Source organism: Agromyces sp. P1_H4, from assembly GCF_056405255.1.
This window is the reverse complement of record NZ_JBFUCL010000095.1, coordinates 1-11181: the sequence shown is the minus strand read 5'-3', so window position 1 is coordinate 11181 and position 11181 is coordinate 1. Positions and strand designations below refer to the sequence as shown.

Genomic DNA, 11181 nt, shown 5'->3' with positions numbered 1-11181 from the left:
CAGGGTCGAGCCCGACATGGCGCTGCCACCGACCACGCCGAGGCCCTGCAGCGTGAAGAGCAGGCCGAGCAGCGCGACGACGACGCCGATGATGATGAGGACGGGCTTGCTCATGTGGACTCCTTCGTGCGGCGGGGGAGCGGGTCGCCCGGGTGGGCGGCCACGCGGCATCCGCTCTGGTAGACTCCTGAGGTTGCCGTGAAATCGGCCGCGCATCAAGAGAGCCCAGGCATTCGGCCCCGGGCAGCGCGCAACAAGGAGAAAGGGGATCCCATCTATGGCACTTGAAGCTGATGTCAAGAAGGCGATCATCGAAGAGTACGCGACGCACCCCGGTGACACTGGATCCCCCGAGGTCCAGATCGCGCTCCTCACGAAGCGAATCAAGGACCTCACCGAGCACCTGAAGGAGCACAAGCACGACCACCACTCGCGTCGTGGCCTGCTGCTCCTCGTCGGTCAGCGTCGTCGTCTGCTCGGCTACCTCGCCGATGTGGACATCACCCGCTACCGCACGCTCATCGAGCGTCTCGGGCTGCGCCGCTAAGCGGAGTAGTCTCGCGCGGCTCTCGAAGACACCGCGAACTTCTTGCGAAGGCCCCCGCCCTGCACTCTCGAGTGCGGCCGGGGGCCTTCGTCATGCCCGGCGACCGGCGATGCGGGTCAGGCGGTGCGGGCGCGGTACGCGCGCACGGCCATGCGGTTGCCGCAGCGCGTGGAGCAGAACCGGCGCGAGCCGTTCTTCGAGAGGTCGAGGAAGATCCCCGAGCAGTCGTCGGCGGCGCACGCGCGCATGCGGTCCGTCCCATCGGCGCGGATGACGTCGACGAGCGCCATCGCCGCCTCGACCAGGATGCGCTCGGCGAGCGGGGTCTCGGATGAGGTCGCGTGGATGTGCCAGTCGAGCGTGTCGTGGCGCACGAGCCGGGGCACCGCATTGGCCTCGGCGAGGATCTCGTTGACCGCGAGCACGGCGTCGTCGCGGTCGAGCGCCCAGAGCGCACGCAGCCGGTCGCGCGCGGCGACGACCTCGGCGAGCTCGCGTGCGTCGCCGTCGCGGCGGCCGGAGTAGATCCAGGCGTCGAGCAGGGCGTCGAGCTGATCTGGCGTCGCGAGCTCGTCCGCGCCGGACTCGGAGGCCTCGGGCACGGTGTCGGCCAGGGCGGCGACGAAGTTCAGCGCCGCCACCGTGTCATCGGTGAAAATCATTTGACTCCTGACATCCGGAACCGGTAGCGTCATCAGCATAACGGTGTTCGCCCATGACGGCGGCGAGTTCCATGAACTTCGGGGGAGGCAGTCGTGCGCAACTCGCGGGGCATGCTCGGCATCGCACTCGGCCTGGCGGCGGGCCTCGCCTTCGGCGCCGGCGGGGTGTTCGTGAAGCCGCTCCTCGAGAGCGGCTGGTCGCCCGGCGCCGCGGTGCTGGCGCGCATCTCGGTCGCCGCCGTGATCCTCGCGGTCCCGGGCCTCGTCGCGCTGCGCTTCGACCTCCGGCCGCTGTGGCGGGCGCGCTGGACCGTGTTGGTGTACGGGCTCGTGGCCGTCGCCGGCGTGCAGTTCGCGTTCTACGCGTCGCTCGAGCGTATCCCCGTCTCGACGACGCTCCTGATCGAGTACCTCGCGCCCATCGCGCTCGTCCTCTTCGCCTGGCTGCGCACCCGCCGCCGGCCGCAGGCGATCGTGCTCGCCGGGTCGGTGCTCGCCATCGGCGGCCTCGTGCTCGTCATCGGGCCCGGCGGTGGATCGCTCGACCCGCTCGGCCTGGCGTTCGCCGCGATCGCCATGATCGGCGTCTGCGTCTACTACGCGATCGGTGAGCGGGCGGCCGAGCAGCTGCCGCCCATCGCGCTCGTCGCCGCGGGCTTCGTGGTCGGCGCGGTGGCCCTCGCCATCACGGGCGCCGTCGGACTGCTGCCCATGGAGGCCGTGTTCACCGAGGTGCCGTTCCTCGGCGGCAGCGCCCCGTGGTGGGTGCCGCTCGTCACCGTCGGGGTCGTGTCGACCGCCTTCGCCTACGTGGCCGGCATCGCCGCGATCGGCATGCTCGGCTCCCGGCTCGCAGCCTTCCTCGGGCTGTCCGAGGTCGTCTTCGCGGGGATCGTCGGCTGGCTCCTGCTCGGGGAGGCGCTCGGGCCCGTGCAGATCCTCGGCGGGCTGCTCATCCTCGCCGGCATCGTCTGCGTGCGCCTGGAGCGCCACGCGATCGAACCGTCCCTGGCCGTCGAACTCGGGGGCGAGCCCGTGCCGACCGGATCGCGTCGCCCGTAGGCTGGCCCCATGCGCTTCGGCATCGTCATCCTCCCGCAGTACGACTGGCCCGAGGCCGCCCGCCGCTGGCGCGGCGCAGAGGAGTACGGCTTCGACCACGCCTGGACCTATGACCACCTCGCGTGGCGCGGGCTCGCCGGCGAACGCTGGCACGCCACCGTCCCGACGCTCACGGCCGCGGCGACCGTGACGAGCCGCATCGGCCTCGGCACGTTCGTCGCCTCGCCGAACTACCGCCATCCGGTGCCCTTCGCGAAGGACATCGCCACGGTCGACCAGATCTCGGGCGGGCGGATGCTGCTGGGCCTCGGCTCCGGCGGCACCGGCTTCGACGCCTTCGTGCTCGGCCAGCCCGAGCTGACGCCTCGCCAGCGGTTCGCGCGGTTCGCGGAGTTCGCCGAGGCGCTCGACGTGCTGCTCCGCTTCGAGCCTCCCGGCTCGGGCGGCATCTCGTTCGAGGGGGAGTGGTTCACCGCGTCGGGCGCCCGCATGGTCGGCGAGCCGACGCAGCATCCGCGGATGCCGCTGCACCTCGCCGCCGACGGGCCGAAGGGCCTGGCGCTCGCCGTGCGCATCGCCGACGGCTGGGTGACCACCGCCGGCGCCGACGACGACACCGCGGCGTGGTGGCGCACCGCCGGAACGCTGGTGCAGCGCCTTGACGAGGCCTGCTCCGACGCCGGTCGCGACCCGGCCACGATCAGCCGCACGCTGTCGCTCGACGCCGAGGCCCGCTACAGCCTCGCGAGCGTCGGCGCCTTCGAGGACGCCGTCGGCCGGGCGGCCGAGCTCGGCTACACCGACGTCGTCGTGCACTGGCCGCGCGAGCACGGCCTGTACGCGGCCGACGAGTCGGTGCTCGACGAGGTCGCCGCTCGCCTGCCCGCCMTGCGCTGACGACGGCCGGAGCCCGTGCGGGCGATAGCCTGATCCCCATGCCCGCGCCCCGTTCCAAGCCGCTGCTCGCCTGGGAGCCGCTCCCGTTCCTCGTGCTCGTCGGGCTGCTCCTCCTCACCGGTTGGATCCGTCCCGACGGCCCGCCGGCGGCGTTCTGGCTGCTCGTGGTGCTGGTGCTGGCGGCGCTCGCCTGGCTCGTGGTGTCGCTCGTGCGGGCGAGCCGGCGGGCCAACCCCGACCAATGGGGCGACCTCGCGACGCTCGAGGGCCTCGACGTCGTCGACGCGCCGCACCGGAACAGCGAGGTGCGCACGGTCGTGCCCGTCGAGGACGCCAACCGCCACCAGGCCGCGATCGAGCTGGCGCGCCTGTATGGCGGGACCGAGCAGCACGCGGTGCTCGTCCCGCGCGCCAACCGGTGGCTCTCGCGCCGCTACCGCATCGGCGTGCAACTCGTGGGCGGCGATCGCCCGCGTCACGCCGGCTTCCTCGGCACGGCGGCCTCCGAGCGCTGGGTGGAACTGCTCGACGGGCTCCGCCAGCGCGGCACGTTCGTGCGGGTGCCGGCGATCATCGTCGGCGACTCGCGGCCGCACAAGGTCGACCTCGACCTCAGCGGACTGGGCGCGCTGGAGGGATGACGCCCTGCCGGCGGCATCCGTCGACGCAGGCGCCGATCAGCGCTCGGTCTGCGACGAAGTCATGGCCTGCTCGGTCTCCTGCTGCGCGAGCTCGGCCCGCACCGCGTCCATGTCGAGGGCGCGCACCTGCGAGATCAGGTCGTCGAGCATGGGACGGGGCAGGGCGCCCGCCTGGGCGAACACGCCGATGCCGTCCTTGAACGCCATGATCGTGGGGATCGACGTGATGTTCATGGCGGCGGCGAGCTGCTGCTGGTCCTCGGTGTCGACCTTCGCGAAGGTGAAGTCGGGATTCGCCTCGGAGGCCGCCTCGTAGTTGGGGGCGAACTGCATGCAGGGGCCGCACCAGCCGGCCCAGAAGTCGACGAAGACGGTGCCGCCTTCGAGGATCGTCCGCTCGAAGTTGTCGATGGTCAGCGCCACGGTAGCCATCCGTCCACCCTACGTCGGGTCGCTGGGCACCCGGCCGGTGTTCGCTGTGGGCGACCTGGGTGCCGGATGCCGCGGCGTCGGCGGCGCTCGCGCATGCGCACGCGCGCGGAGCCACGACGACGCTATCGTGATCACGTGGTCGCATTCGGAGGAGTGCTGGGATCGTTCCGACGGCGCGGCCCGTCGCCCGACGTCGCGTCGGACACGACGGATGCCGCGGCCGCTGCGCGCGCCCGCGATGCGGCGATCCCCGACCTCGACTGGCGCGCCTTCCCGCCCGGCACCGAGGTCACGAGCTTCGCGGCGCCGAGCGGTACCCTCGCGCGCGTCGCGCTCGGACCGGTCGACGGGCCTCGCGTCGTGCTCGTGCCGGGCGCCACCGGTTCGAAGGAGGACTTCGTGCTGATGATGCCGCAGTTCGCCGCGGCGGGATACCGGGTCGAGTCGTACGACCTGGCCGGGCAGTACGAGTCATGGGCGGCTGGGCCAGGGAACCTCCAGCCGCCGCGCACCCGGTACGACGAGCGCCTGTTCCTCGACGACCTCCTCGCCGTGCTCGACGACGGCGCGGGCCGCGCCCACGTGCTCGGCTACAGCTTCGCGGCGACCCTCGCCGAGCTGGCGCTGCTCGCCCGGCCCGACCGGTTCGCGAGCCTCACGCTGCTGAGTGCGCCGCCCGAGCCCGGGCAGGCGTTCCGCGGCGTCAAGCGCATCGGACCCATCAGCGCCGTCACCACACCCCGCCAGGGCGCGGCGCTCATGCTCTGGGGCATCCGGAACAACCTCAACCGGGTGCCGCCGCAACGCCTCGCGTTCGTGCGCGAGCGCTTCGCGCTGACCCGGCGGGAGAGCGTCGACGACATCATCGCGCTCATGATGCGCACGCCCGACCTGCGCGTGCAGCTCGCCGCCTCGCCGGTGCCGAAGCTCGTCGCGGTCGGCGAGCACGACCTGTGGCCGCGGGAGCTCCACGAGCGCTTCGCGCGGTCGATCGGTGCGCGCTTCGCGGTCTACCTCACGGGGCACAGCCCGTGCGAGACGGCACCGCACCAGCTCGTGCGCGACATGACGGCGCTCTTCGAGGAGGCCGGCGTCACGCCGTAGGGGCGCCGCGCCGCACGGGCGCCGCCCGGCTCGAACGCCGCACGACCCGCGTCTCACGCGGCCAGCGGCGCGTCGCCCTCGGGGTTCACGTCGGCGACCTCGGCGAGCACCGTTCCCGTTGCGGTGCGCGAGGTGACCGGCCGGTCGCGACGGCGCTCGATCCGCCGCCGGAGCGGCGGCCACGCCCGCCATTCGACGCCAAGCGTGTGGAAGGCCATGCGCACCCGTCGCGAGATCTCGGGGAGGCTGTCGAACGGCCGCGCCGACACGCCCACGAGAAGGTCCCGGTCGTGCACGACGGTCATGCCGGGCCGCAGGCACCACGCGAGGTCCAGGTCGTCGTGCACGTCGGCCCGGTCGCGGTGCACGAGGTCACGGAGCTCGAGCCACGCACTCGACCGCATCGCGTAGTTCGACCCGTAGACCGGCGGATGTCCGAGCAGGGCGCCGACCACGACGAAGTAGCCGCCGATGTAGAGGTTCCTCGCGATCCACCGTCGGGGGCCGGTGCCGCCGTAGAACACGCCGGTGCCGGTCACCACCGTCGGAAGGTCTGGGAGCGACATCCGCCGCTCGACCTCGGCGAGCCACCCCGGGCCCGGGATGCTGTCGGCGTCCAACCGCGCGAGGAGGTCGCCGGATGCCGCGTCGAAGCCCGCCGCGGTCGCCGGCCAGATGCCGCGCACCGGCTGGGTGACCACCCGTGCGCCCGCGGCCCGCGCCACCTCGACCGTGGCATCCGTGGAGCCGTTGTCGACGACGATGACCTCGTCGGCGGGGCGCACCTGGCGCGCGAGCGCGTCGAGGCACGCCGAGAGGAAGCCCGCGTCGTTCAGGCTCGGAATGACGACCGAGATGGTGCCCATCACCGGCGAGTCTAGCCACGAGACGCCGCGGTGGCGCACGATTCGTGCGTGCTGCTCGCGGATGTCGCACTGGGGGCTTCCCCACGCACATAGCCACCGCATAGGCTCGGCCCCCAAATKGGTGTCGACCGATGCCACCCATACGGAAGGGAAGACGATGTACCCATCTGCCACACTTTCCAGACGCGCCAGGACGTTGGCGATCGCGACCGCGACCGCCGCCGGGCTCGTGCTCGTGCCAGCCGGGATGGCCATGGCGGCGCCCGCGTCGCAGGGCTGCGACCAGCGCACGAACAACACGTACGACAAGCTCCTCGGATGCGTCACCGTCGACGGCGTCCTCGAGCACGAAGAGGCCTTCCAGGCCATCGCGGACGCCAACGGCGGCACCCGCGCGGCCGGCACCCAGGGCTACACCGAGAGCGTCGAGTACGTGGTCGACACCCTCACCGCCGCCGGCTGGAACGTCGAACTCGACGAGTTCGACTTCACCTATGTGCCGCCGCCGCTGCTCGAGCAGCTGACGCCGACCCCGCCCGGGCCGGTCGAGTACGACTCGGGCGTCTTCACGGGCACCGGCTACGGGGAGGTCACCGGCAACGTGATCCCGGTCGACATCGTGACCGCGCTCCCTCGCGATCCCGTCACCAGCGGATGCGAGGCCTCCGACTTCGCGTCACTGGACTTCAGCGGCCCGAACGACATCGCGCTCATTCAGCGCGGCACCTGCGAGTTCGGCGTCAAGGCCACAAACGCGCAGACGGCCGGTGCCGAGGCCGTGATCATCTTCAACCAGGGCAACACCGAGCTCCGTTCGGGCCTCGTCACCGGCACGCTGTTCGGCATCAACCAGACGCCGCTGAACATCCCCGTCGTCGGGGCGAGTTATGCCGACGGCGCAGCGCTTGCGCAGGCCGGATCGACCGCGCACATCGTGGTCGACTCGCCCGAGTCCCGTCCGCAGGTCAACGTGATCGCGGAGCTCCCCGGCAAGAACGACGACAACGTCGTCATGGCGGGCGCCCACCTCGACTCCGTGCAGGCGGGTCCCGGCATCAACGACGACGGCAGCGGCTCGGCTGCGCTGCTCGAGGTGGCCCAGCAGATGTCCAAGCTGAAGCCCGAGAACACCGTGCGCTTCGCGTGGTGGGGCGCCGAGGAGAGCGGGTTGCTCGGCTCGACCGCCTACGTGGCCGACCAGGTCGAGTCGGGCGGGATCGACGACATCGCGCTGTACCTCAACTTCGACATGATCGCATCGCCCAACTTCATCTACATGGTGTACGACGGCGACGAGTCGGGCTTCCCGGCCCCGGTGGTCGTGCCCGAGGGCTCGGTGCAGATCGAGGACCTCTTCGAGAGCTACTTCACGAAGATGGGCATTCCGTACGACGACGCGGAGTTCAGCGGCCGCAGCGACTACCAGGCGTTCATCCAGAACGGCGTGCCCGCCGGCGGTCTGTTCACGGGCGCGGAGGTGCCGAAGACCGAGGAGCAGCAGGCGATCTGGGGCGGCGTCGCCGGTGAGCAGTACGACCAGTGCTACCACCTCGCGTGCGACGACATCGAGAACCTCTCGCTCGAGGCACTCGACGTGAACACCGACGCGATCGCGACGGCCGTTCTCACGTACGCGTACTCGACGGAGTCGGTGAACGGCGTCGTGGGCAAGCGCGTGCCGGGCAACTTCACCCTCCCGGCTCCGGCCGGACCCGAGGGCACGGTCGGCAGCGACGGTGGGCACTCGCACGACTCCCTCGACTGAGTCGGCGTGATCCACGGGCGGAGGTGCCGATCGGCACCTCCGCCTCGTCGTGCCGGTGAACCATGCGCCGCCGCGTGAGCGGGCGGATGCGCCACACTGGTCGGGTGGAGACGGTGGTGAAGCGGCGACCGGATGCCCCCGAGGGCTTCTTCGAGGCGGAGGCCGCCGGGCTCGCGTGGCTGGCGTCGGCGGGCGGCGTGCGCACCGCCGCGGTCGTGTCCGTCTCCCCGGGGTGGATCGAGCTCGAGCGGATCTCCGAGACCCGGCCGACGGCGTCTGCGGCGGCGGAGTTCGGCGCGTCGCTCGCGAGGACGCACGCCGCCGGGGCGCGGGCCTTCGGCGTCGGACCCGAGCCGTGGCGGGGCCCGCTCTTCATCGGTCGCCGCCCGCTGCCCGAGGCCCTGGAGCCCACCTGGGGCCGCTTCTACGCACGCGACCGGGTCCTCCCGTACCTCGAGGTCGCCGTGCAGGCGGGCAACGTCACGGCGTCGGAGGCCGCACTCGTGCGCCGGGTGGCGGAGCTCATCGCGACGGGGGCGTTCGACGACGACGAGCCTCCGGCCTGCATCCACGGCGACCTCTGGAACGGCAACGTGCTGTGGTCGCCCGAGGGCGTGGTGCTGATCGACCCCGCTGCGCACGGAGGCCACCGCGAGACGGACCTCGCGATGCTCGCGCTGTTCGGCTGTCCGTTCCTCGCCGACGTGCTCGAGGCCTACGATCGCGCCCGGCCGCTGCGCCCCGGCTGGCGCGACCGGGTGCCGTTGCACCAGTTGCATCCGCTCGCCGTGCACGCCGCGGGCCACGGCAGGGCCTACGGCGTCGAGCTCGCCGAGGCCGCCGACGCGGTGCTGGCACTCGCCTCACGAACGCGGGAATAGTCGGCGGAGGACATCCGTTCCATCCATTGCATGCAAACGCATGAAGTAAGACGAGGAGCCCAGGAGGGCGAGATGCAGTTCGGAATCTTCACCGTCAGCGACATCACACAGGACCCGACGACCGGTCGAACCCCGACCGAGGCCGAGCGCATCCAGGCCACGCTGACCATCGCCAAGCACGCCGAGGAGGTCGGGCTCGACGTCTTCGCGCTGGGCGAGCACCACAACCCGCCGTTCTGGTCGTCGTCGCCCACCACGACCCTCGCGTACATCGCCGGACAGACCTCCACCCTGCAGCTCTCGACCGCGACGACCCTCATCACCACGAATGACCCGGTGAAGATCGCCGAGGACTTCGYGATGCTCCAGCACGTGTCGAGCGGCCGTGCCGACGTGATGCTCGGCCGCGGCAACACCGGCCCCGTCTACCCGTGGTTCGGCAAGGACATCCGCCAGGGCCTGCCCCTCGCCATGGAGAACTACGAGCTGCTCCACCGCCTCTGGCGCGAGGACGTCGTCGACTGGCAGGGCAAGTTCCGCACCCCGCTGCAGGGCTTCACCTCGACGCCCCGACCCCTCGACGGCGTGCCCCCGTTCGTCTGGCACGGTTCCATTCGCACCCCCGAGGTCGCCGAGCAGGCCGCGTCGTACGGCGACGGCTTCTTCGCGAACCACATCTTCTGGCCGGCGTCCCACACCCAGCGCATGATCGCCCTCTACCGCCAGCGCTTCGAGCACCACGGCCACGGCACCGCCGCGCAGGCGATCGTCGGGCTCGGCGGCCAGGTCTTCATGCGCAAGAACTCGCAGGACGCGGTGAGGGACTTCCGCCCCTACTTCGACAACGCCCCGGTCTACGGCCACGGCCCGAGCCTCGAGGACTTCACCCAGCAGACGCCGCTCACCGTGGGCAGCCCGCAGGAGGTCATCGACCGCACACTCGGGTTCCGCGACTACGTCGGCGACTACCAGCGCCAGCTCTGGCTCCTCGACCACGCCGGCCTCCCGCTGAAGACCGTGCTCGAGCAGCTCGACCTGCTCGGCGAGGAGGTCGTGCCCGTGCTGCGCCGCGAGTTCGCGAAGAACCGCCCGGCCGAGGTTCCGGATGCCCCGACCCACGCCTCGCTCGTCGCGGCGAAGTACGGCGACCAGGCGCCTCGTCAGGCGACCCCCAACGCCAATCGCGGTGACAACCTCGCAGGGCCCTCGCCCTACCAGGACGCGGAGGCCGTGCCGGCCGCGCCCGCAACCGTCAAGACCGGCTCGGCCTTCGGCCCCGCCGCAACCCGATAGGAGCTCCCGATGACCACCAAGCGCATCGTCGTCATCTCGTCGGGCCTCTCGACGCCGAGCTCGACCCGGCAGCTGGCAGACCGGCTCGCGGCGGATGCCGCCGGCCTCCTGCAGGAGCGCGGCGTCGAGGTCGAGGTGCAGACCTTCGAGCTGCGTGACCTCGCCCACGACATCACCAACCACCTGTTGCTGGGGTTCGCCCCGCCGAAGCTCGAGGCGGCACTGGAGGCGGTCGCGTCCGCCGACGGCCTGATCGCCGTCACGCCGATCTTCACCACGAGCTACGCCGGCCTGTTCAAGTCGTTCATCGACGTCGTCGACCCGCAGGCGCTCACCGACCTGCCGGTGCTGATCGGCGCGACCGGCGGGACCCCGCGGCACTCGCTCGCGATCGACTACGCGATCCGTCCGCTGTTCACCTACCTGCACGCGGTGCCGGTGACCACCGGGGTGTACGCGGCCACGAGCGACTGGGGCGACGGCGGCGACGGCGTGCGCTCGCTGCCCGACCGCATCTTCCGTGGAGCGAGGGAGTTCGCCGACCTGGTCGAGCGCACCGATCGCTCCGACCTCCTGAACGACCCGTTCGCACTCGAACGGCCCACGGGGCACCTCATCGGCGGGCTCGCGGGGGAGTGACGCAGGGCCACGGCTGACGGATGCCGCGACGCGACCAGGTTGCGCCGCGGCATCCGTCGTCTCACCATCGTGCTCGTCGCGGCGCCGCGCCGGGAGCACCGTCGGGCCTCGACGAACGCCGGGCGTCGATCGCAGCGATCGTCCGGTCGACGACGAGTCCCAACGCGATCGCGATGGGCACCGAGATCGCGATCGCCAGCACCGGGGCATCGCGGAGCGCCGAGCCGACGATCGCGCCGATCGCCACGTTGTACGTCGCCCACGCCACGCCGGCCGCGAACGACAGAGGCAGGTAGCGACGCAGCGGCACGCGTCCCGCGCCGGCGGCGAGGTTCACCGCGATCCGCGCGAACGGCACGTAGCGGGCCGTGATGACGTGCACGGCCGTGCGG

The 11181-nt window shown here is 71.8% G+C and carries 13 protein-coding genes; 9 read left to right on the top strand and 4 right to left on the bottom strand.

Annotated elements, in window-relative coordinates; all coding sequences use genetic code 11:
- The first annotated feature begins 277 nt into the window (after positions 1-277).
- Entirely contained in the window at positions 278-547 is a 270-nt protein-coding gene (gene rpsO, locus AC1DY2_RS08100; protein WP_159606651.1) for a 30S ribosomal protein S15, read from the top strand.
- Between the two features lie 116 nt (positions 548-663).
- Here rpsO and AC1DY2_RS08095 read toward each other — a convergent pair whose 3' ends face one another.
- Positions 664-1209 (bottom strand): CGNR zinc finger domain-containing protein, encoded by a 546-nt coding sequence (locus AC1DY2_RS08095; RefSeq protein ID WP_476761953.1) that lies wholly within the window; start codon positions 1207-1209, stop codon positions 664-666.
- A gap of 93 nt (positions 1210-1302) precedes the next feature.
- On the opposite strand from AC1DY2_RS08095, the gene AC1DY2_RS08090 reads away from it, so the two are divergent.
- Genes AC1DY2_RS08090 through AC1DY2_RS08080 form a run of 3 tightly spaced genes read left to right on the top strand, consistent with a single transcriptional unit; the run spans position 1303 to position 3809 of the window.
- Positions 1303-2271: an EamA family transporter gene (locus tag AC1DY2_RS08090; RefSeq protein ID WP_476761952.1), complete on the top strand. Its 969-nt coding sequence runs from the start codon at positions 1303-1305 to the stop codon at positions 2269-2271.
- Positions 2272-2280: 9 nt separating this feature from the next.
- A complete protein-coding gene (locus AC1DY2_RS08085) occupies positions 2281-3168 on the top strand; it encodes an LLM class flavin-dependent oxidoreductase (RefSeq protein ID WP_476761951.1) in 888 nt (295 codons plus the stop codon).
- Between the two features lie 38 nt (positions 3169-3206).
- Complete coding sequence (locus AC1DY2_RS08080) at positions 3207-3809, top strand: hypothetical protein (RefSeq protein ID WP_476761950.1); 603 nt, start codon at positions 3207-3209, stop codon at positions 3807-3809.
- 36 nt (positions 3810-3845) lie between these two features.
- On the opposite strand, the gene AC1DY2_RS08075 is transcribed toward AC1DY2_RS08080, so the two are convergent.
- Positions 3846-4241 (bottom strand): thioredoxin family protein, encoded by a 396-nt coding sequence (locus AC1DY2_RS08075; protein ID WP_159607261.1) that lies wholly within the window; start codon positions 4239-4241, stop codon positions 3846-3848.
- Between the two features lie 135 nt (positions 4242-4376).
- On the opposite strand from AC1DY2_RS08075, the gene AC1DY2_RS08070 reads away from it, so the two are divergent.
- Positions 4377-5345, top strand: coding sequence for an alpha/beta fold hydrolase (locus AC1DY2_RS08070; RefSeq protein WP_476761949.1), 969 nt, complete (start codon positions 4377-4379; stop codon positions 5343-5345).
- Positions 5346-5398: 53 nt separating this feature from the next.
- Here the strand turns inward: AC1DY2_RS08070 and AC1DY2_RS08065 are convergent, their stop codons facing one another.
- On the bottom strand, positions 5399-6211 hold the full coding sequence (locus AC1DY2_RS08065; protein WP_476761948.1) for a glycosyltransferase family 2 protein: 813 nt from the start codon (positions 6209-6211) through the stop codon (positions 5399-5401).
- A 196-nt stretch (positions 6212-6407) separates the two neighbouring features.
- On the opposite strand from AC1DY2_RS08065, the gene AC1DY2_RS08060 reads away from it, so the two are divergent.
- The 4 genes from AC1DY2_RS08060 (at position 6408) to AC1DY2_RS08045 (ending at position 10789) form a co-directional block, all read left to right on the top strand.
- On the top strand, positions 6408-7976 hold the full coding sequence (locus AC1DY2_RS08060; protein ID WP_476761947.1) for a M28 family metallopeptidase: 1569 nt from the start codon (positions 6408-6410) through the stop codon (positions 7974-7976).
- Between the two features lie 86 nt (positions 7977-8062).
- On the top strand, positions 8063-8857 hold the full coding sequence (locus AC1DY2_RS08055; RefSeq protein WP_476761946.1) for a fructosamine kinase family protein: 795 nt from the start codon (positions 8063-8065) through the stop codon (positions 8855-8857).
- Between the two features lie 72 nt (positions 8858-8929).
- Positions 8930-10150 (top strand): LLM class flavin-dependent oxidoreductase, encoded by a 1221-nt coding sequence (locus tag AC1DY2_RS08050; RefSeq protein WP_476761945.1) that lies wholly within the window; start codon positions 8930-8932, stop codon positions 10148-10150.
- A 9-nt stretch (positions 10151-10159) separates the two neighbouring features.
- Positions 10160-10789, top strand: coding sequence for an FMN reductase (locus tag AC1DY2_RS08045; protein WP_476761944.1), 630 nt, complete (start codon positions 10160-10162; stop codon positions 10787-10789).
- Positions 10790-10850: 61 nt separating this feature from the next.
- Here AC1DY2_RS08045 and AC1DY2_RS08040 read toward each other — a convergent pair.
- On the bottom strand, positions 10851-11181 hold a 331-nt coding region (locus tag AC1DY2_RS08040; protein WP_476761943.1), incomplete at its 5' end, for a DedA family protein.